Origin of the sequence: Propionivibrio sp., assembly GCF_047602565.1 — a bacterium.
In the GTDB taxonomy this organism is placed as follows: Bacteria; Pseudomonadota; Gammaproteobacteria; order Burkholderiales; family Rhodocyclaceae; genus Propionivibrio.
Genome location: NZ_JASGGX010000001.1, coordinates 1,584,803 through 1,605,013 on the forward strand (window position 1 = coordinate 1,584,803; position 20,211 = coordinate 1,605,013).

Annotated in this window: 17 protein-coding genes; 10 read left to right on the forward strand and 7 right to left on the reverse strand. The window is 68.3% G+C overall.

Annotated elements, in window-relative coordinates:
- Positions 1-13: 13 nt before the first annotated feature.
- The 6 genes from QM701_RS07315 to QM701_RS07340 all read left to right on the forward strand — a co-directional run bounded on the left by QM701_RS07315 (position 14) and on the right by QM701_RS07340 (position 7,717).
- Complete coding sequence (locus tag QM701_RS07315) at positions 14-880, forward strand: sugar phosphate isomerase/epimerase family protein (RefSeq protein ID WP_415166431.1); 867 nt, start codon at positions 14-16, stop codon at positions 878-880.
- 109 nt (positions 881-989) lie between these two features.
- Positions 990-2,951, forward strand: coding sequence for a transketolase (gene tkt / locus QM701_RS07320; protein WP_415166432.1), 1,962 nt, complete (start codon positions 990-992; stop codon positions 2,949-2,951).
- 28 nt (positions 2,952-2,979) lie between these two features.
- The gene (locus QM701_RS07325) at positions 2,980-3,819 is read left to right on the forward strand and encodes a transketolase (RefSeq protein ID WP_415166433.1); all 840 of its coding nucleotides are present in this window, start codon (positions 2,980-2,982) and stop codon (positions 3,817-3,819) included.
- Positions 3,816-4,829 (forward strand): transketolase family protein, encoded by a 1,014-nt coding sequence (locus tag QM701_RS07330; RefSeq protein ID WP_415166434.1) that lies wholly within the window; start codon positions 3,816-3,818, stop codon positions 4,827-4,829. The genes QM701_RS07325 and QM701_RS07330 overlap by 4 nt, the downstream gene beginning before the upstream one ends.
- A 244-nt stretch (positions 4,830-5,073) precedes the next feature.
- Positions 5,074-6,687 (forward strand): methyl-accepting chemotaxis protein, encoded by a 1,614-nt coding sequence (locus QM701_RS07335; RefSeq protein WP_415166435.1) that lies wholly within the window; start codon positions 5,074-5,076, stop codon positions 6,685-6,687.
- Between the two features lie 76 nt (positions 6,688-6,763).
- Positions 6,764-7,717 (forward strand): TRAP transporter substrate-binding protein, encoded by a 954-nt coding sequence (locus QM701_RS07340; protein WP_415166436.1) that lies wholly within the window; start codon positions 6,764-6,766, stop codon positions 7,715-7,717.
- Positions 7,718-7,786: 69 nt separating this feature from the next.
- Here QM701_RS07340 and QM701_RS07345 read toward each other — a convergent pair whose 3' ends face one another.
- The 4 genes from QM701_RS07345 to QM701_RS07360 form a co-directional block, all read right to left on the reverse strand.
- Positions 7,787-8,887, reverse strand: coding sequence for a sulfate/molybdate ABC transporter ATP-binding protein (locus QM701_RS07345; RefSeq protein ID WP_415166437.1), 1,101 nt, complete (start codon positions 8,885-8,887; stop codon positions 7,787-7,789).
- Positions 8,888-8,940: 53 nt separating this feature from the next.
- A complete protein-coding gene (gene cysW / locus QM701_RS07350; RefSeq protein ID WP_415166438.1) occupies positions 8,941-9,825 on the reverse strand; it encodes a sulfate ABC transporter permease subunit CysW in 885 nt (294 codons plus the stop codon).
- Positions 9,822-10,655 (reverse strand): sulfate ABC transporter permease subunit CysT, encoded by an 834-nt coding sequence (gene cysT, locus QM701_RS07355; protein WP_415166439.1) that lies wholly within the window; start codon positions 10,653-10,655, stop codon positions 9,822-9,824. The genes cysW and cysT overlap by 4 nt, the downstream gene beginning before the upstream one ends.
- Before the next feature lie 111 nt (positions 10,656-10,766).
- Entirely contained in the window at positions 10,767-11,777 is a 1,011-nt protein-coding gene (locus QM701_RS07360) for a sulfate ABC transporter substrate-binding protein (protein ID WP_415166440.1), read from the reverse strand.
- Positions 11,778-11,965: 188 nt separating this feature from the next.
- Here QM701_RS07360 and QM701_RS07365 point away from each other — a divergent pair, with 188 nt between their 5' ends.
- The 4 genes from QM701_RS07365 to QM701_RS07380 all read left to right on the forward strand — a co-directional run bounded on the left by QM701_RS07365 (position 11,966) and on the right by QM701_RS07380 (position 15,815).
- Positions 11,966-13,174, forward strand: a complete 1,209-nt coding sequence (locus tag QM701_RS07365; protein ID WP_415166441.1) for a class I SAM-dependent methyltransferase — start codon at positions 11,966-11,968, stop codon at positions 13,172-13,174.
- Positions 13,175-13,235: 61 nt separating this feature from the next.
- The gene (locus QM701_RS07370) at positions 13,236-14,258 is read left to right on the forward strand and encodes a TIGR01212 family radical SAM protein (RefSeq protein ID WP_415166442.1); all 1,023 of its coding nucleotides are present in this window, start codon (positions 13,236-13,238) and stop codon (positions 14,256-14,258) included.
- 36 nt (positions 14,259-14,294) lie between these two features.
- Entirely contained in the window at positions 14,295-15,176 is an 882-nt protein-coding gene (locus QM701_RS07375) for an FHA domain-containing protein (protein ID WP_415166443.1), read from the forward strand.
- Between the two features lie 108 nt (positions 15,177-15,284).
- Positions 15,285-15,815, forward strand: coding sequence for an ORF6N domain-containing protein (locus QM701_RS07380; protein WP_415166444.1), 531 nt, complete (start codon positions 15,285-15,287; stop codon positions 15,813-15,815).
- Between the two features lie 39 nt (positions 15,816-15,854).
- Here the strand turns inward: QM701_RS07380 and QM701_RS07385 are convergent, their stop codons facing one another.
- From QM701_RS07385 to QM701_RS07395, 3 genes are all read right to left on the reverse strand, one after another.
- Entirely contained in the window at positions 15,855-17,369 is a 1,515-nt protein-coding gene (locus tag QM701_RS07385) for a UxaA family hydrolase (RefSeq protein ID WP_415166445.1), read from the reverse strand.
- A gap of 137 nt (positions 17,370-17,506) precedes the next feature.
- Positions 17,507-19,003 (reverse strand): tagaturonate reductase, encoded by a 1,497-nt coding sequence (locus tag QM701_RS07390; protein WP_415166446.1) that lies wholly within the window; start codon positions 19,001-19,003, stop codon positions 17,507-17,509.
- Positions 19,004-19,159: 156 nt separating this feature from the next.
- The gene (locus QM701_RS07395) at positions 19,160-20,173 is read right to left on the reverse strand and encodes an alcohol dehydrogenase catalytic domain-containing protein (protein ID WP_415166447.1); all 1,014 of its coding nucleotides are present in this window, start codon (positions 20,171-20,173) and stop codon (positions 19,160-19,162) included.
- Positions 20,174-20,211: the final 38 nt, after the last annotated feature.

Below are 20,211 nucleotides of genomic sequence, written 5' to 3' on the forward strand. Positions count from 1 at the left end.
AGACGCAAAGACCATGACCACCGATCGCATCGTTTCCATCTCGGCGGCGCCGTACGACGGGTATGGGTTTCCGGAGGTGCTGGACAGTCTGGCGTCGTGCGGGGCGAAGCACGTGGAGCCGGCGTTCATCGTCGGCTACACGGGCGCCTTCGACGAGTCCGCCTTCACGCCCGCCCAGGCCCGGCAGTACGTGGCCTGGCTGGCCGGGGCGGGCGTGAAGTGCCACGCCTTCTCGTCGCACATCGACCTCGGGCGGGAGGACGCGGTCGAGGTCTTCAAGGGCCGCATGGACTTCGCCGCCGCGCTCGGCGCCCGGGTGATCAACACCAACGCCGCCGCGCGCGCCTGGAGCGGGCGCTTCTTCCGCAATATCGAACCGCTGGTGCGCCACGCCGAGCAGTTGGGCATGGTCATCGGCCTGGAGAATCCGGGCGACGGCAGCGACAACCTGATCAACACCGCCGCCGACGGCATCGCCCTGCTCGACCGGCTCGGCCATCCTAACCTGCGGCTCAACTACGACGCCGCCAACACCGTCTCGCACCGCCCGGTTGGGAAGCCCGGCGGCGTGATTCCGGCGGAGGATGCGTTGCTCGCCATGCCGTACTGCGGGCACGTGCATATCAAGGACGCCAGGGTGACGCCGGACGGCTACTTCTTCACCCCGCTCGGCGCAGGCGACATCGGCTGCGACCGGATCGTGCGGGCCGTGGCGAAGACCGACCTCGCCCTCTCCGTCGAAATCCCGCTGCGCCTGCACCGCGGGCCGGACGCCCGGCCGGTCCGCCGCCCCGAGCCGGTGCCGCGCGCCGAAATCGAATCCGTGGTGCGCGCCGCGCTGGCCTTCGTCGAACGCCATCTGCACGACGCAGCGGAATAAGCCTGGAGATGCCATGAACCGCGCCATCGACACTCCGGACCGGGTCGTCGGGAAAACGCCGGAAACGTCGTCGCGGCAGCGGTCCGCCTGAACGGCCGACGGACTCGCCGTGTCCCCGACCGACCCGCGCGCCGACGCCCTCCGGGCGCTTTCGCTGGATGCGGCGCTGGCGGCCGGCGCGGGCCATCCCGGCATGCCGATGGGCATGGCCGAGGCCGCCGTGGCGCTGTGGGGCGGCCACCTGAAGCACAACCCGCTCGACCCGCGCTGGCCGGACCGCGACCGCTTCGTCCTGTCCGACGGCCACGGCTCGCTGCTGCTCTACAGCCTGCTGCACCTGACCGGCTACCCGCTGCCGATGAGCGAACTCAAGCGTTTCCGGCGGCTGCACAGCATGACGCCCGGCCACCCGGAAGTCGGCTATACGCCGGGCGTCGAGGCCAGCACCGGGCCGCTCGGCCAGGGGCTGGCCAACGCCGTCGGCATGGCGCTCGCCGAGCGGCTGCTGGCGGCCGAATTCAACCGCGACGGTTTTCCGGTCGTTGACCACCGGACCTACGCCTTCGTCGGCGACGGCTGCCTGATGGAAGGCATCAGCCACGAGGCCGCCGCGCTCGCCGGGGCATGGCGGCTCGCCAAGCTGACCGTGCTCCACGGCGACAACGGGACTGCCGGCGACGGGTCCGCCGACGACACCGCGGCGCGCTTTCGCGCCTGTGGCTGGAACGTCATCGACGAGGTCGACGGGCACAGCGTCGCCGCCGTCGACGAAGTCCTGCGCGCGGCGGCGGCGCAGACGGAGAAGCCGACGCTGATCCGCTGCCGGACCGCGATCGGCCAGGGTGCGCCCACCGACGCCGGCGCACCACCCGGCGCGGCGGAGATCGCCACGGCGCGCGCGGCCTTGGGCTGGCGGCATGCGCCGTTCGAAATCCCCCGCCCTCTCTACGACGCCTGGGATGCCCGCCAGGCGGGCGCGACCCGGCAAGCGCGCTGGGAGGCGCTGATGGCCGCGTACCGCGCCAAGCATCGCAAGCTGGCCGCCGAGTTCGACCGCCGCCAGCGCGGCGCGCTGCCCGACAAGTTCGCCGCGCGTGCCGCCCGCCAGGCCAAGGCACTGCAGGCCCAGGGCGCGGCGCTGGCGACGCGCGAGGCCAGCCGGGAGGCCATCGCCTTCTTCGCCAGAACGATGCCCGAACTGATCGGCGGCTCGGCCGCCCCGAACGGCTCCAGCCTGACGCGCTGGCCGGCCGCCAGGCCGTTCCGGCCCGGCGCGGGCGGCAACTACCTGCACTACGGCGCGCGCGAGTTCGGCATGGCGGGCATCATCAACGGCCTGCAGCTGCATGGCGGCCTGCGCGCCTTCGGCGGCGCCTTCCTGGCGTTCTCGGACTACGCGCGCAACGCCCTGCGCATGGCCGCGCTGATGCGCCTCAATTCGATCCACGTATTCACCCACGATTCGATCGGGCTCGGCGAGGACGGGCCGGCGCACCAGCCGGTCGAACAGCTCGCCGCGCTGCGCCTGATCCCCAACATGGACGTCTGGCGCCCGTGCGACGCCGTCGAAACGCTGGCCGCCTGGCAGGCCGCGCTCGAACACGCGCACACGCCGACCAGCCTGGTGCTCAGCCGCCAGGAGCTGCCGTGCCAGAGCCGCACGGCGCAGCAGGTCGCCGACATCCGCAAGGGCGGCTACGTCCTGCGGCGCGAGGGCGGGCCGCTGCGGGCGATCCTGATCGCCACCGGCTCCGAGGTACAGATCGCCGTCGCGGCCTGGCAGGAGCTGGCCGCGCGGGGCGTGCACGCGCGCGTCGTCTCGATGCCGTCGTGCCACGTCTTCGACCAGCAGGAGCCGGCCTACCGGCACACCGTGCTGCCGTTCACCGTGCCGGCGCTGGCCGTCGAGGCCGGCGCCACCGCCGGGTGGGGCAAGTACGTCGGCCGCCACGGCGCGGCGATCGGCATCGACACCTTCGGCGAGTCGGCGCCGGCCGGCGAGCTGTTCCGCCATTTCGGCATCACCGCGGCGCGCACCGTCGCGGCGGCGCTGAAACTGATTTCGCATTGACCCGCAACGAGGAGAAACGAGGACAGACATGACCGACACCACATCGATCGCCGCGCTCGCCGAGCGCGCCCGCCGCATCCGCCTGCACGCGCTGCGCATGGGCGAAGTCCAGGGCCAGGGCTACATCGCCCAGGCGCTGGGCATCGCCGACGTGCTGGCGGTGGCCTATTTCCACGCCATGGCCTACCGGCCGGACGATCCTGAATGGGAGGGCCGCGACCGCTTCCTGCTGTCCAACGGCCATTTCGCCATCGCGCATTACGCCGCGCTGTTCGAGGCGGGCGTGCTGCCGATGGACGAGCTGGAGACCTACGGCTGCGATGACAGCCGCCTGCCGATGTCCGGCATGGCCATGTACACGCCGGGCATGGAGGTCTCCGGCGGCTCGCTCGGGCTCGGCCTCGGCATCGCCGTCGGCATGTGCCTCGGACTCAAGCGCAAGGCGTCGCGGTCCGTCGTCTACAACCTGCTCTCCGACGGCGAGCTCGACGAAGGCTCGACCTGGGAGGCGGTGATGTCCGCCGGACACTGGCGGCTGGACAACCTGATCGCGCTGGTCAACGTCAACAACCAGCAGGCCGACGGCCCGTCGCGCCAGATCCTGAATTTCGAGCCGCTGGCCGACAAATGGGCCGCCTTCGGCTGGCACGTCCAGCGCGTCGACGGCAACGACCTGCGCGCCGTCGTCGCGGCCTTCGATGCCGCGCGCGCCGGCGCCGATCCGCGGCCGCGCGTGATCCTCTGCGACACGCGCATGGGCCGGGGCGTGCCGTTCCTGGAAACGCGGGAGAAGAACCATTTCATCCGCGTCAACGCCCACGAGTGGCAGCTCGCCATCGATCAGTTGAACAAGGGAGACGTGCAATGAGCGCCCGCACCACGAGCAAGGATTCCGCCAAGCCGCGCCTGACCACCTCGGCGATGATCGCCTCGATCGCCGGCGCGGGCCAGCGCACCCGCAGCGCGCCCTTCGGCCACGCGCTAGCCGCGCTCGCCGCCGAGCGCCCGGAGATCGTCGGCCTGACCGCCGACCTGGCCAAGTACACCGACCTGCACGTCTTCGCCAAGGCGCATCCCGACCGCTTCTACCAGATGGGCATGGCCGAGCAGTTGCTGATGATGAGCGCCGCCGGCATGGCCAAGGAAGGCTTCGTGCCCTTCGCCACCACCTACGCGGTGTTCGCCGCGCGCCGCACCTACGACTTCATCCACCAGACCGCCGGCGAGGAGAGGCTCAACGTCAAGATCGCCTGCGCGCTGCCCGGCCTGACCACCGGCTACGGCCCCAGCCACCAGGCCACGGACGACCTGGCGATCTTCCGCGCGATGCCCAACCTGACGGTGATCGATCCCTGCGACGCGCTCGACATCGAGCAGGCGGTGCCGCAGGTCGCCGCCCACGCGGGGCCGGTGTACATGCGCCTGCTGCGCGGCGAGGTGCCGCTCGTCCTCGACGAGTACGACTACGCCTTCGAACTGGGCAAGGCCAAGCGCCTGCGCGACGGCGGCGACGTGCTGATCGTCGCGTCCGGGCTGATGACCATGCGCGCGCTGGAAGCGGCGCGGCTGCTGGCGGCCGACAAGGTCGCCGCGGCGGTGGTGCACTGCCCGACGATCAAGCCGCTCGACGAGGCGACGCTGCTGCGCGAGGCGGGCGTGCCCGGCCGCCTGGTGGTGGTGGCCGAAAACCACTCGCTGATCGGCGGGCTGGGCGAAGCCGTCGCCGGCCTGCTGCTGCGCAACGGCGTCGCGCCGTCCCGCTTCCGGCAGATCGCGCTGCCCGACGCCTACCTCGACGCGGGCGCCCTGCCCACGCTGCACGAGCGCTACCGGATTTCCGCCGAAGCCATGGCCGCGGACATCCGCGCCTGGCTCTGAGCGCCCGCCGCGCCGCGCGGAGTCCGCCGGACGGCCGCCCGGCGCCGGCCTTCCCCGGCCGGCGTCCGGAAACCCCGGCGGCGCCTCGCGCCGGGGTGCCGCCCCCATGACGCCGGGAAGACGGGCGCCGCCGCGAAGCGCCCGGCCGGAGGCCGCCGGACGAAAATCTTTCCGCCCATAATTGCAAAACATATTTTACAAATGTAGCGTTCACCTCTTTCAAGCAAGAAGAAGAGGGCATCGAATGACCATCGCGCAACGTCTCATCGCACTCATCGCCACCTCGCTGTGTTGTCTGCTGCTGTTGGCGGGCATCAGCCACCTGCAGACGGACAAGGTGTTCAAGGCCGCCAACTATGCCAACGAGCAGGCCATTCCCAGCCTCGAAGCCATCACCCGCACGATCATCTCCTACCTCCAGATCCGCACCCGGGTCCTGCACCACGCGGTGACCAACGATCCGAAGATCAAGCTGCAGAACGAGAAAAAGCTCGAAGAAGAGCTGGCCCGGCTGGACGACGACCTGAAAAACTACGAAGCGCTGGTGTCCGATGAAGAGGACAAGCGCCGGCTGGACATCGAGAAGAACCTCCTGACGACCTACAAGAACGGCATCGACGTGGCCATCGCCGCCTCGCGCAACTACGAGAACGAGCGCGCGCTGGAGGAACTGGAAAACGCGCGCGAGAGCGGCGACCGCCTGACCGAAGCCTTCCTGGAGCACATCAAGTACAACGAGGAGCTGGGCAAGCGGGCCGCCGCCACGGCGCTCGAATCGAAACAGGCGTCGACGCGCACCTCCGTGGCGGTCTTCCTGGGCGCGCTGGCCGTGCTGGTGCTGGTCGGCGTCACCACGCTGCGCAGCCTGACCTCGCGCCTGGCCGCCGCCAACGCCTCCGCGGCGCGCATCGCGGCGGGCGACCTGACCGAAGCGCGCGACCTGCGGCGCACTTCCGACGACGAAGTGGGCCGCCTGCTGCGCTCGCTCGAAACCATGCGCCTGGAACTGGCGCGGATCATCGGCGAGGTCGCCGGCAACGCGGAGAACGTGACCTCGTCCGCCAACCAGCTGGAGAATTCGGCGGAACAGGTCGCCGCCAGCACCGAGAACCAGACGGCCTCCACCGCCGCGGCCGCGGCCGCCGTCGAACAGCTGACGGTGAGCATCGACCACATCGGCGCCAGCGCCGAGGAGGCCAGCCGGCGCGCCGTCGAGGCCGGCGACAAGGCGCTCGCCAGCGGCCGCCAGGTGGATACGGCGGCGACGCGCATCGCCGAGGTCTCCGAGCACGTCGGCCACACCTCCAGCCAGATGCAGGCGCTGTCCGAGCAGGTCCAGCAGATCGGCAACATCACCGTGGTGATCCGCGAGATCGCCGAGCAGACCAACCTGCTGGCGCTCAACGCCGCCATCGAGGCGGCCCGCGCCGGCGAGCAGGGACGCGGCTTCGCGGTCGTGGCGGACGAGGTGCGCAAGCTGGCCGAGCGCACCACCACGTCGATCCGCGAGATCGGCACGGTGATCGCCAGCATCCAGGACGGCGCCACCGCCGCCGTCGACAGCATGCGCGCCAGCCGCGACGCCGTGGTCAACGTGGTCGGCGTGGCCCAGGAAGCCAGCCGCTCGATGGCGGAGATCCGCGACTCGGCGACCACCGTGCGCGACTCGATCGAGACCATTTCCGACGCGCTGCGCGAGCAGAAGACGAGTTCGGTCGAACTGTCCCGCAATGTGGAAGCCATCGCGCAGACCGCCGAGGAAAACTCGGCCGCCGTGGAGTCGGTGTCGGGCACCGTACACCACCTCGCCGATCTCTCCGGCGCGCTGAAGACGAGCGTTTCCCGCTTCCGCCTGTAGCCTGTTGCCCCCTCTTTACAACGTAGAAGAACTGGAGAACCCGATGAAGGCGCCCGCACGAACGGTAATCTTTCTCTTGAGCGCACTCCTGCTGTGCCTGCCGCAGGCATTCGCCCAGAGCCCCCTCACCCTGACCCTCGGCCACGGCAACGCGCCGAACAACCCCAAATCGAAGGCCGCCGAGCAGTTCGCCGAGCTGGTCAAGGAAAAGAGCGGCGGCAAAATCACCGTGGCCATCGAAGGCGGCGCCAAGCTGGGCGACGATCTGGCGATGATCATCTCGGTGTCGACCGGCAAGCTCGACCTCAGCATCAACTCCCAGGGCGCCGCGTCCTCGCTGGTCCCCGACCTGTCGGCGATCGGCCTGCCCTACGCCTTCGCCACCTCGGCGAAGGCCTGGGAAGTGCTGGACGGGCCGATCGGCCAGGATCTGGCCAAGAAGCTGGAGGCCAAGGGCGTGATCGTGATCGGCTGGATGGACAACGGCATCCGCCAGATCACCAACAGCAAGCACCCGGTGGTCAAGCCGGAAGACATGATCGGGCTGCGGATACGCACCACCACCGACAAGTCGATCATGGACACCATGACCGTCCTCGGCGCCTCGCCGGTGCCGATGAATTTCAGCACCGTCTACGACGCCCTGAAGCAGAAATTCGTGGACGGCCAGGACAACCCGCTGGCCAACATCCATTCGGCCAAGCTGCACGAGGTGCAGCAGTACATCTCGATCACCAACCACAACTACAGCGTCGCGCCGTTCGTCATGAGCCGCCAGGCGTGGGAGAAGCTGTCCTCGGACCAGCGCGGCTGGATCAAGGCCGCGGCCCAGGATGCCACGGCCGCGCAGCGCAAGGCGATGGCCGATTCCGACGTGCTCCTGCTCGCCGAATACGAGAAGATGCCGTCGGTCAAGGTCAACAAGGCCGATCAGGCCGCCTTCAAGGCCGCCGTCAAGAAGGTGTGGGACAACTGGGAACTGAAGCCCTTCGGCGCCTTCGTCAAGAAGCTGCGCGCCGTGTCGAACTGACCGCGGCGCGGGAAGGAACGAAAGGCCGGAAGCGTTTCGTTCCTTTTCCGGGTTTCGCCGCGGCCGGACTCAGATCCCCGAGCCGCCCTCTTCCAGCGCGTCGGCGGGCACGTTGAACACCTTGACCTGGCGCGGCTTGAGCCAGACACGCTGGCCTTCCTGCAGGCGCAGCACGTTGGCCCGCTCGCGCGTCAGTTCGACTTCCACCAGTTCCGAGGCATGCGCCAGCTCGACCCGCACCAGCGGGCCGATGGCGTGCACGTCCTGCACCATCGCCTCGATGCCGCCGGCCAGCGGCGCGGCTTCGATATCAATGTCGTGCGGGCGGACGAAGGCCAGCGCCTGGTGGCCGCGCTCGCCGGCCGGCGGTTCGGCCGCCTCCGGCGCCTCGCCGTCGGCGTCGCGGGCGATCTCCGCCCAGGCCCCATGCACGCGGTTGCGGAAGACGTTCACGTTGCCGAGGAACTGGTAGACGAACGGGGACGCCGGATTCGAATAGACCTCGTCGGGCGTGCCGATCTGTTCGATGCGCCCGTGGTTCATCACCACCACGCGGTCGGCCACTTCGAGCGCCTCTTCCTGGTCGTGCGTGACGAAGACGCTGGAGATGTGCACCTCGTCATGCAGGCGGCGCAGCCAGCGGCGCAGTTCCTTGCGCACCTTGGTATCGAGCGCGCCGAACGGCTCGTCGAGCAGCAGCACCTTGGGCTCGACGGCCAGCGCGCGGGCCAGCGCGATGCGCTGGCGCTGGCCGCCGGAGAGCTGCGACGGATAGCGCTCGGCCAGCCAGTCGAGCTGCACCAGCTTCAGCAGGTTCGTCACCCGGCGATGGATCTCCGCCGGCGAAGGCCGCTCCTGGCGCGGCTTGACGCGCAGCCCGAAGGCCACGTTCTCGAACACCGACATGTGCCGGAACAGCGCGTAGTGCTGGAAGACGAAGCCGACCTTGCGTTCGCGCGCGTGCAGGTGCGTGGCCTCCTCGCCGGCGAAGCTGACGTGGCCGCTGTCCGCCGTTTCCATGCCGGCGATGATGCGCAGCAGCGTCGTCTTGCCGCAGCCCGAGGGGCCGAGCAGCGCGACCAGCTCGCCGGTCGGGATGTGCAGGTTGATGTCGTCGAGCGCGACGAAGTTGCCGAAGCGTTTGCCGACGCCGTTGATTTCTATGCTCATGGTTTCTTATCCTGAAAACTCGAAATTCCGGCCGGGGCCGCCGCGTTCCGCACTCATTCCGTCCTTTCCGGCGGCAGGTCCGCGCGCAGCGTCGCGGTCTCCTGGCGCATCTTCCATTCGACCAGCGTCTTGGCCGCCAGCGTCACCAGCGCCAGCAGCGCCAGCACCGAGGCGGCGGCGAAGGCGCCGACCGCGTTGTACTCGTTGTAAACGATCTCGACGTGCAGCGGCAGCGTGTTGGTCTCGCCCCGGATGTGCCCGGAGACCACCGACACCGCGCCGAACTCGCCCATGGCCCGCGCGTTGGCCAGGATCACGCCGTAGAGCAGGCCCCAGCGGATGTTCGGCAGCGTCACGCGGAAGAACATCTGCCGGCCCGAGGCGCCGAGCGACACGGCCGCCTCTTCCTCCTCCCTGCCCTGCGCCTGCATCAGCGGGATCAGCTCGCGCGCGACGAAGGGGAAGGTGATGAACAGCGTGACGATGACCATGCCCGGCAGGGCGAAGACGATCTTGATCTCGTGCGCGGCCAGCCACGGGCCGAACAGCCCCTGCGCGCCGAAGATCAGCAGGAAGACCAGGCCGACGACCACCGGCGAGACGGCGAACGGCAGGTCGATCAGGGTGATCAGCAGGCTCTTGCCGCGGAAGTCGAACTTGGCGATGGCCCACGACGCCGCCACCCCGAAGGCCACGTTGAAGGGCAGCACGACGAGCGCGATGAACACGGTCAGCCCGATCGCGGACAGCGTTTCGGGATGGCGCAGCGCCTCGGCGTAGGCGCTCCAGCCGCTGGCGAAGGCTTCGGAGAACACCGCGACCAGCGGCACGCCGAGGAAGAAGAACAGGAAGCCCAGGCCGACGGCGGTCAGCGCCAGCCGCAGCCAGGCCGGCTCGGCGGCGGCCTGGCGCACCCCGGACACGTTCCCGGCGCTCACAGGCTCACCCGCTGGCGGCCGTGGTGACGGTTGGCGGCCCACCACTGCAGGCCGTTGACCGCCAGCAGCAGCACGAAGGAGATGGCCAGCATCACGCAGGCCAGCGCGGTGGCGCCGACCACGTCGTACTGTTCGAGCTTGGAGATGATCAGCAGGGGCGTGATCTCGGAAACCAGCGGCATGTTGCCGGCGATGAAGATGACCGAGCCGTATTCCCCGACCGCGCGCGAGAAGGCCAGCGTGGAGCCGGTCAGCAGCGCCGGCAGGATGCCCGGCAGCAGGACGCGGCGGAAGGTCTGCAGGCGCGTGGCGCCGAGCGTGGCCGCCGCCTCCTCGACTTCCGGCTCGATGTCCTCGATCACCGGCTGCAGGGTGCGCACGACGAAGGGCAGACCGATGAAGGTCAGCGCGACGACGATGCCGAGCGGCGTGAACGCCACCTTCAGCCCGAGCGGTTCGAGATAGCGCCCGATCCAGCCGTTGCCGGCGTACAGCGTGGCCAGCGTGATGCCGGCCACCGAGGTCGGCAGGGCGAACGGCAGGTCGACCAGGGAATCGATGAAGCGCTTGCCGGGAAACGGGTAGCGCACCAGCATCCAGGCCACCACCAGCCCGAAGAAGGCGTTGATCGCCGCGGCCAGCAGCGACGCGCCGAAGGTCACCCGGTACGCCGCCAGGGCGCGCTCGCCGGTGGCCACGTCCCAGAACTGCGCGAAGCTCAGCGTCCCGGCCTTGAACACCAGGCCGGAGAGCGGCAGCAGGACCAGCAGCGAAAGATAGGCCAGCGTGAAGCCCAGGGACAGGCCGAAGCCGGGAAGCACTCGTTTCATGGCAGAAGGTTCTTTTTTTTGACCACGGCGGCACGGCGGACACCGCGAAAAGGCAAAAACTCTTTCTTGAATTTCGCCGTGCCCGCCGTGTCGCCGTGGTTGAACATGCGCTTATTTGCTCTGATAGATCTGGTCGAACGAACCGCCGTCCTTGAAGTGCGCCGGGAAGGCCTTGCTCCAGCCGCCGAAGACCTCGTCGACCGAGAAGGTCTTGATCGCCGGGAACTGGGCGGCGTGCTTCTTGAGCACCTCGGCGTCGCGCGGGCGCAGGTAGTTCTGCGCGGCGTTCTCCTGGCCGTCCTTCGACCACAGGTACTCCAGGTAAGCCTGCGCCAGCTTGCGCGTGCCCTTCTTGTCCACCACCTTGTTGACGATCGCCACCGGGAACTCGGTGAGGATCGACAGCGAGGGATAGACCACGTCGAACTCGCCCTTGCCGAATTCCTTGGCGATCAGCTCGGCCTCGCTCTCGAACGACACCAGCACGTCGCCCATCTTGCGCTGCATGAAGGTCGTCGTCGCGTCGCGGCCGCCGGAGGCGAACAGCGGCGCGTTCTTCAGCAGCCTGCCGACGAACTCCTGCGCGGTCTTGTCGTTGCCGCCCGGCTGCTTGAGCGCGTAGCCCCACGCGGCGAGGTAGCTGTAGCGCCCGTTGCCGGTGTTCTTGGGGTGCGGCAGGATCACCTGCACGCCGGGCTTGACCAGGTCATTCCAGTCCTGCAGCCCCTTAGGATTGCCCTTGCGCACGATGAACACCATCGTCGAGGTGTAGGGCGAGGCGTTGTTCGGGAACTTCTTCGCGTAATCCTTGGCCACCAGGCCCTTCTCCGCCAGGAAATCGACGTCGGAGGCCTGGTTCATGGTCACCACGTCGGCTTCCAGCCCGTCGGCCACGGCGCGCACCTGCTTGGTCGAACCGGCGTGCGACTGCTTGAGCTCGATCGACTCGCCGGTCGTCTCCTTCCAGTGCTTCTGGAACAGCGGGTTGTAGTCCTTGTAGAAATCGCGCGCGACGTCGTACGAGACGTTGAGCAGGCTGGTCTCGGCCAAGGCCGGCAAGGCGCCTGCCAGCAGCCCGGCGGCCAACGCGCCGGCAAACAGTTTGCGAATCGATCCTGACATTTTTCGCTCCTTGAGAAAGTCGGCGGGGAAACGCCACGCGCCCACTATATCGGCGCCACTTAGAACTACAAAGCCTATTTATTTATTTGTTTATACCTGTTAGATATATAAGTCCTCTTATGGCACTTACCGGAGGTTTTTACTATCGTAAGCAATGGATATTTTTCATTTCACGGGAGAAGCCGCCGATGTTCTGGCAATCGCGTCTTGAAAAACTCGCCGCGCAGCTGCGCACCCACGACATTCCGGTACGCATCGAGCTGTGGGACGGCGTGCATTTCGACCTGGGCGACCCGGTCAAGGTGGTGATCCGCGTCGTGGCGCCGGCGGGGCTGCGGCACCTGGTGCTGCCCAGCCTGGATTCGCTGGGCTCGGCCTACGTCGAGGGGCTGCTCGACGTGGACGGCGAACTGGCGGACATCTTCGACGTCGCCGCCTGCCTGGCGCGCCACGCCGTGCGGCCGGCCGGCCGCTTCGGGCACGTGGTGCGTACCGTGCGCCACACGCGCCGGATCGACGCCGACGCCATCGCCTACCACTACGACGTCTCGAACGATTTCTACCGCCTGTGGCTGGACGAGAACATGGTGTACTCGTGCGCCTATTTCAAGGAGCGCGGCAACACGCTGGAACAGGCGCAGATCCAGAAGCTCGACCACGTGCTGCGCAAGATCCGCGTGCAGCCCGGACAGCGCCTGCTCGACATCGGCTGCGGCTGGGGCGCGCTGATCCTGCGCGCGGCGCAGCAGTTCGGCGCGCGCGCCACCGGCATCACGCTCTCGCGCAACCAGTACGAGCTGGCCCGCGAGCGCATCGCCGCCGCCGGGCTGGAGGACCGCTGCGAGGTGCTGCTCGCCGACTACCGCGACATGAGCGGAAAGTTCGACCGGGTCACCAGCATCGGCATGTTCGAGCACGTCGGCCTGAAGAACCTGCGCGCCTACTTCGCCAAGGTGCGCGACCTGCTGGCCGACGACGGCATCGCGCTCAACCACGGCATCACCTCGACCAATCCCGACTCGGGCGAAGTCGCCTGGGGCGGCGGCAGCTTCATCCACCGCTACGTCTTCCCGCACGGCGAACTGCCGCACATCAGCCTGGCCCTGAAGGAGATGAGCGCCGCCGGGCTGGAGGCCTTCGACGTGGAAAACCTGCGCCGCCACTACGCGCTCACGCTCGGCCACTGGGCGCGGCGGTACGAACGCGCGGCGGAGAAGATCCGCACCCTGGTCGACGAGCGCCGCTACCGCATCTGGCGCATGTACCTGGCGGGCTGCGCCTATTCCTTCGAGCACGCCTGGACCTCGATCCACCAGGTCCTGGTCGTCCGGGCGGACCATCCGGAGACGGACAGGCTGCCGCTCACGCGCGATTTCATGTACGGGGAAACTGCCTGACGCGCTCGGGGTCAGTATCATCGCGTACCACCGATTGCCACCGCCGAGACGGATCACCCTGATGGCCCATCCTGCCCCGCCACCCGACGCCGCCGCCCCGCCCGAAGACTTCGGCGGGCGCCGCTACAACGCCTACAACGACTGGGTGAAGCGCGCGCACGGCGGCCGCCTGCAGAAGATTTCCATCGATGCCGGCTTCACCTGCCCGAACCGCGACGGCACGCTCGGCGTCGGCGGCTGCACCTTCTGCAACAACGACGGCTTCACGCCCGCCTATCTGCGCGAGCGGCGCGGCATCCTCGCCCAGATCGACACCGGCATCGCCTTCATGCGCCGCCGCTACCCGGACACCAAGGCTTTCCTGGCGTATTTCCAGAGCTATTCCAACACCTACGGCGACCTCGCGCGCCTGCGGGACTGCTACGAAACCGCGCTCGGCCACCCGGACATCGCCGGCCTGGTCGTCGGCACCCGGCCCGACTGCCTGCCCGACGAGGTGCTCGACTACCTCGCCGGCCTGGCGCGGCGCGTGCCGCTGGAACTGGAGATCGGCATCGAGTCGTGCGACGACGCGGTGCTGCGCGACTGCCTGCGCGGGCACGACTTCGCCTGCACGCAGGACGCCATCCGGCGCGCGGCGCGGCGCGGGCTGTCGGTCACCGGCCACCTGCTGCTCGGCCTGCCGCTGGAGACGCGCGAGACGCTGATCGCAGGCGCCCGGGCCCTCGCCCGGCTGCCGCTCGACGCGCTGAAATTCCACCAGTTGCAGATCATCCGCGGTACGCGGCTGGCCAACCGCTACCGCGCCGACCCCGCCAGCGTCCCGCTGCTGAGCCCGGAGGCGTACCTGGACGCGGTGATCGACGTGCTGGAACACCTGCCGCCGGGCATCCGCATCCAGCGCCTCGGCAGCGAAGTCCCGCCCGCGCAGCGCGTGTCCCCCGATTGGGGCATCCGGCTGTCGCGCTTCCCGGCCATGCTCGACGCCCGCCTGGGCGAACGGGAAACCTGGCAGGGACGCCTGTTCCGCCCCGCCGCCGGCGCCGCAGGCAAAACGGAGGCGTGCTGCTACTATGCGGGGTAAAACAGCCCTATCGAAGAACATCCGCCTACCGTCGCCATGATCAGATCACGCAGCAAGCTTTTCCTCCATGCCAAGGTGGCGCGCACCGGAACGGACGGCGAAACCTTCGACGACGCCCAGGCGGGGCACCCCATCGAACGGCGCCTGAACCGGATCGAACGGGTCGCCGCCGCTTATTACGGACAGGTGGACCTGCGCTTCGACGACGGCATGCTGGTCACCTTCGACTCGGCGGACGGCGCCGTGCTCGGCGCCTGCGAGATGCAGCACCGCTGCGCCGTGCTGCCGCAGGTGTCGCGCCAGAAGCTGGCGCTGCGCATCGGCATCCATCAGGGGCTGGTCCGGCAGCGTTCGAAGGACCTCGCCGACGACGCCCGCGAGATCGCCTCCCGGCTGGCCCGCATCAACGACGGCATCCTGATCTCGCGGGAGATGGGTACCGGCCTCGGCAAGGAGCTGAGCCGGCTCGCCCGCCCGCTGGAGGAAGCGGACGCGGACACGCCCGTCTTCGTCATCGACTGGCGGCGCGAAATTCCCTCGGGCGCCTACGGCGGCGAATCGTTCTGGCCGACCTCGATGCATTCGCTGCCGGCGAGTCCCTACGTGTACCTGCACTTCGGGCTGAAAATGCTGGAAGTCTCGGAGAACAACCCGGTCGCCACCATCGGCCGCGACCCGGCGAGCGACCTGGTGCTCACCGACATCCACGTCTCCCGAAACCATTGCCGGATAGAGCGCACGGCCAAGGGCGTCCTGCTCACCGACTCCAGCACCAACGGCACCATCGTGCTCGGCGAGGGCGCGCAGGAACGCCTGGTCAAGAACGGCAGCGTCGCGCTGGAAGGCCGCGGCATGATCTTCTTCGGCCGCCCGTTCAAGGGCGAACGGCGCGGCGGGATTCGCTACGAGTCGTTCTGATTCCGCTGTCCGGCCAGCCGCCACAGGCCGGGAGGAACGGCGTCGCGATTGATGCAAAAGGCATGACATGTCATCATCGCGCATGACCATGCGACTGATGAGGCGCCAATGAATCCAGCCACTGCAGCTCCCGAAGCCATCTCGCAGCGGATTCTCTTCGTCCGCGGCTACAAAGCCATGCTGGACGCCGAGCTTGCCCGGCTCTACGGCGTGCCGACCAAGCGCCTGAACGAGCAGGTCAAGAGGAATCGCGAACGGTTCCCGGAAGAGTTCATGTTCCAGCTGACCACCGAGGAGTTCGACGACTTGAGGTCGCAATTTGCGACCTCAAGTTCGCCACACGGCGGCAGGCGTTCCCTGCCCTACGCCTTCACCGAGCACGGGGCGATCATGGCGGCGACTGTCCTGAACTCGCCGAAGGCCATCGAAATGAGCGTGTTCGTCGTCCGCGCCTTCATCCGGCTCAGAGAAACGCTGGCCGCCCACCAGGACCTCGCCGCCAAGCTGGAGGCCCTGGAACGCAAGGTCGGCAGCCATGATCAAGCCATTGCCGGGCTGATCGACGCCATCCGGCAACTCATGGCCCCGCCCGAACCGAAGCAGCGCCGCATCGGGTTCATCACCGGAGAAAACGGCTAGGCCGGACGGCCCGAGCCGCTTTCCCCCGGAAGGACGGCCCTACATCACCGCCCCGACCTGCCACGGCAGGAATTCGTCGTTGCCGTAGCCGAGAACCTCGCTGCGCACCTTTTCGCCGGAGGCGTGGCGGATGATCGCGTTGAAGATGCGCTGGCTGATCTCGGCCATCGGCGTGCCGTCGATCAGGTCGCCGCAGTTCACGTCCATGTCGTCGCGCATGCGCTCGTACAGCATGCTGTTGGTCGCCAGCTTGATCGTCGGCACGCCGGCGCAGCCGAAGGCCGAGCCGCGCCCGGTGGTGAAGCAGATGATCTGCGCGCCGCCGGCCGCCTGGCCGGTCGCCGACACGGGGTCGTAGCCCGGCGTGTCCATGTAGACGAAGCCCTTAGCGTCGATCGGCTGGGCGAACAGGAAGACGCCGTTCAGCGCGCTGGTGCCGCCCTTGGCCACGGCGCCGAGCGATTTTTCGAGGATCGTCGTGAGGCCGCCGGCCTTGTTGCCGACCGACGGGTTGTTGTCCAGCTCGCCGCCGGTGCGCGCGCAGTATTCCTTCCACCAGGCGATGCGGTCGATCAGCTTCTGGGCGATTTCGGGCGTCCTCGCCCGCCGCGTCAGCAGGTGCTCGGCGCCGTAGATTTCCGGCGTCTCGGAGAGCACCGTCGTCGCGCCGTGCGCCACCAGCAGGTCGGACGCGCCGCCGAGCGCCGGGTTGGCGGTGATCCCGGAATAGCCGTCCGAGCCGCCGCAGTTGAGGCCGACGATCAGGTTGCCGACCGAGGCCTCCTCGCGCTTGTACTGGTTGGCCTTCGGCAGCATGCCCTCGACCAGTTCGATGCCTTTGCGGATCGCCGCCGCCGTGCCGCCCTCGGCCTGCATGATCACCTGCTGCAGCATGCCCGGCTCGTGCTGGCCGATCGCCTCGACGAGCGGGCCGATCTGGTTCTGCTCGCAGCCCAGGCCGACGAACAGCACGCCGGCGAAGTTCGGGTGCTTGGCGAAGCCGACCATGGTGCGGCGCAGGATCTGCATGCCCTCGCCGTTCACGTTGATGCCGCAGCCGAGCGGGTGCGGCAGGGCGATCACGCCGTCGACGTGGGGAAACGCCGCCAGCTTCTCGCGTGTGAAGTGGTTGGCGATGGCGCGCGTCACCGTCGCCGAGCAGTTCACCGAGGAGATCACCGCGACGTAGTTGCGCGTGCCGACCTTGCCGTTCGGGCGCTTGTAGCCCAGGAAGGTGGCCGGCCGCGCCACCTTCGGCAGTTCATGCACGTCCTGGCCGATGCTGTAGTCGCGCTCGAACTCGCCCATGCCGAGATTGTGCGAATGGACGTGCTGCCCGGCGGCGACGTCGGCCTTGGCGAAGCCGATGATCTGGTTGTAGCGGCGGACGGGGTCGCCCGTCTTGAGATCGTGCGCGGCCATCTTGTGGCCGGGCGGGATCATGTCGCGCACGGTCACGTTCTCCGAATCGATCGCCGTGCCCGGCACCAGCTGCCGGGCCGCGATCAGCACGTCGTCGTTGGGATGCAGGCGAATCACGGTGGGTTGGGTCATGTTGTGCTCCTAAAACGAATTAACCACAACGACACAACGGGCACGACGAGAAACAGGAAAAAACACCGAATCGGTCTTGCCTTGCGTTTTCGTCGTGTTCGTCGTGCACGTCGTGGTTAAAAACTACTTCCTCCAAATCAAAGCTCGCTCATGGCTGTTTTGACCCCGGCCGCCTCGATTCGTGCCAGCGCTGCGGCCGTCTGTTCGGCGAGGCCCGGCACCTTGGTCAGGTCCTCGCCCCACAGGCGCGTATCGGCGAGCAGCGTCGCGGCCACCTGCGCGGGATCGGCGGCGCCCGACCAGGCGGCGTTCATGATCGCCAGGATGTCGGCGTTGTCCTTGATCGGGTAGGCGCCTTGCGCGCGCCGGCCTTCGTACTCGCCGTTGGCGGTGAACGTGCCGTGGTAGAAGTGGAGCAGCGCGGCCAGCGAGAACGACAATCCGGCCGGCGCCTTGCCATACTTGGCCGCGTAGTCCTTGACCGTCGGCAGCACGCGCACCTGCCACTTCGACACCGAGTTCAAGGCGATCGAGATCAGCTCGTGGCGGATGTGCGGGTTGGCGAAGCGCTCCATGATCGTCGCGGCGTAGGCCTTGCGCTCGGCGTCGGGCAGCGGCACGAAGGGGACGATCTCGTCAAACATCACCTTGTCGAGATACTTCGAGACCACCGGGTCCTCGGTCATCTCGCGCACCGTATCCAGGCCGGCGCAGAACGACGCCAGCGAGCTGGCGGTGTGCGCGCCGTTGAGGATGCGCACCTTGCGCGTACGGTACGGCTGCAGGTCGTCGGTCCACACCACGTCGAGCCCGGCCTGGTGCAGCGGCAGTTCCTCGGCGAGCCGCGCCGGGCCTTCGACGACCCACAGCAGGAAGGGCTCGGCGGCCACCGTCAGCGGATCGCGGTAACCGAACTCGGCGTACAGCGCCTCGGCCTCGGCCGCCGGGAAGCCGGGGACGATGCGGTCGACCAGCGTGTTGCAGAAGACGTTGTGCTGCTCGACCCAGGCGGCGAACCCGGCCGGCAACTGCCACGCCTCGGCGAACTGCAGCACGTAGCGCTTCAGCTTCGAGCCGTTGGCCTCGATCAGTTCGCACGGCAGGAACACCAGCCCCGACTCGGGCGAGCCGCCGAAGGCCTGGAAGCGTTCCAGCAGCAGCGCCGTCACCTTGGCCGGGAAGTTGGCCGGGCACGTGCCTTCGACGCGCGCTTCCTCGACGTAGGCGATGCCGGCCTCGGTGGTGTTGGAGACGACGAAGCGCAGCGCCGGATCGCGCATCGTGGCGAGCATCGCGTCCCACTGCGCGTAGGGATTGAGCGTGTCCTTGACGCAGCTCACCAGGCGCTTCGACTGGACCGGCTGGCCGTTCTGCACGCCGCGCAGCAGGACGGTGAACAGCTGGTCCTGCGCCTTCATCAGCTCGGCGATGCCGCGTTCGAGCGGTTGCGCAATGATCACTTCGCCGTTCATCAGGCCGGCGCCGTTGGCCACGTCGACCATCCAGTCGACGAAGGCGCGCAGGAAATTGCCGTCGCCGATCTGCAGGATGCGCGTCGGCTTCTGCGCGGACGGCTTGGACGTTTCGACGGCCAGCTTGCCGGCGGCAAGCAGGGCTCTGTTCAGGCTGTTCATTGAGGGCTCTCCAAATATTTTGTCGTAAGAAGGCGTGACTCCGCGCCGGCGTCCGCGGGCATCAGGCGGGCACTATCCTATTGCCCCCGGCCGATGTCCAATACCGATTGAACATCCGCGTATGCAAGGCACGCATGGCGGCGTACCGGCCCGGATTCACAGGACGCAGGTCACCTTCAGGTACTTTTCCGGGTGCGCCGCGATGTCGGCGACGATCGCCGGCGTCTCGTCCATCGACACGGTCTTGGTCAGCAGCGCCTCGACGTTGACCTTGCCCTCGGCGATCAGGCGCAGGCTCTCCGGAAACTGGCCGACGCTGTTGCGCGAACCGCGCACGGTCAGCTCCTTCTTGGTAAATAGCGCCGTCGGCATCGGGATGTCGCCCTTCGGCCAGCCGACCAGCGCGATGTGGCCGGCGTAGGAGACGTAGTCGACCGCGCCGCGGATGGCGCGCGCGTCGCCCGAGCATTCGATGACTGCCTCGGCCATCCGCCCCCCGGTGATCGACAGGATGCCGGCCACCGCGTCGGCGCCCGCCGGATTGACGGTGTGCGCCACGCCCAGCGAGCGGGCCAGCGCCAGCCGCTCGTCGACCGGATCGACGACGATCGGCACCGCGCCGAGGGTCAGCGCGTACTGCGCCGCGAGCAGCCCGATCTGGCCGGCGCCGGTGACCACCACGTGCTGGCCGGCCGCGACTTCCGCCTGCTGGACGGCGTGCATGGCGATGACCAGCGGCTCGGCCATCGGGACGAGGTGCCAGGGAATGCCCGCCGGCACCTTGTGCAGCAGGTGGCGCGGATGCGACACGTATTCGGCCATGCCGCCCTCGATGTGCACGCCGCGCACGGTGAGGTTCTCGCAGCAGTTGGTGTGGCCGATCGAGCACGGATAGCACTTGCCGCAATACACGTAGGGTTCGAGGATGACGCGGTCGCCGACCTTGAACTCCTGTTCGTCGTCCGCCACCTCGACCACCTCGCCGGCGATCTCGTGGCCGATGACGCGCGGATAGGACACCAGCGGATTGACGCCCTTGTAGGCGCCGATGTCGGACCCGCAGATGCCGGCGCTGCGCACCTTGATCAGCACCTGCTCCGGCTCGCGCCGTTGCTCCGGAACGTCGACCAGCGAAATGTCGCCGGGCTGCTTCAAACAGACTGTCTTCATGATTTCTCCAGCATTGCAGAAGGCGCGGCGGCGAACCG

Bases quoted from the DNA above. Each gene is read 5' to 3' on its own strand.
- QM701_RS07315 (WP_415166431.1), top strand. From the start codon at position 14: ATGACCACCGATCGCATCGTTTCCATCTCGGCGGCGCCGTACGACGGG.
- QM701_RS07325 (WP_415166433.1), top strand. From the start codon at position 2,980: ATGACCGACACCACATCGATCGCCGCGCTCGCCGAGCGCGCCCGCCGC.
- QM701_RS07330 (WP_415166434.1), top strand. From the start codon at position 3,816: ATGAGCGCCCGCACCACGAGCAAGGATTCCGCCAAGCCGCGCCTGACC.
- QM701_RS07335 (WP_415166435.1), top strand. From the start codon at position 5,074: ATGACCATCGCGCAACGTCTCATCGCACTCATCGCCACCTCGCTGTGT.
- QM701_RS07345 (WP_415166437.1), bottom strand. From the start codon at position 8,887: ATGAGCATAGAAATCAACGGCGTCGGCAAACGCTTCGGCAACTTCGTC.
- cysT (WP_415166439.1), bottom strand. From the start codon at position 10,655: ATGAAACGAGTGCTTCCCGGCTTCGGCCTGTCCCTGGGCTTCACGCTG.
- QM701_RS07360 (WP_415166440.1), bottom strand. From the start codon at position 11,777: ATGTCAGGATCGATTCGCAAACTGTTTGCCGGCGCGTTGGCCGCCGGG.
- QM701_RS07365 (WP_415166441.1), top strand. From the start codon at position 11,966: ATGTTCTGGCAATCGCGTCTTGAAAAACTCGCCGCGCAGCTGCGCACC.
- QM701_RS07370 (WP_415166442.1), top strand. From the start codon at position 13,236: ATGGCCCATCCTGCCCCGCCACCCGACGCCGCCGCCCCGCCCGAAGAC.
- QM701_RS07375 (WP_415166443.1), top strand. From the start codon at position 14,295: ATGATCAGATCACGCAGCAAGCTTTTCCTCCATGCCAAGGTGGCGCGC.
- QM701_RS07380 (WP_415166444.1), top strand. From the start codon at position 15,285: ATGAATCCAGCCACTGCAGCTCCCGAAGCCATCTCGCAGCGGATTCTC.
- QM701_RS07385 (WP_415166445.1), bottom strand. From the start codon at position 17,369: ATGACCCAACCCACCGTGATTCGCCTGCATCCCAACGACGACGTGCTG.
- QM701_RS07390 (WP_415166446.1), bottom strand. From the start codon at position 19,003: ATGAACAGCCTGAACAGAGCCCTGCTTGCCGCCGGCAAGCTGGCCGTC.
- QM701_RS07395 (WP_415166447.1), bottom strand. From the start codon at position 20,173: ATGAAGACAGTCTGTTTGAAGCAGCCCGGCGACATTTCGCTGGTCGAC.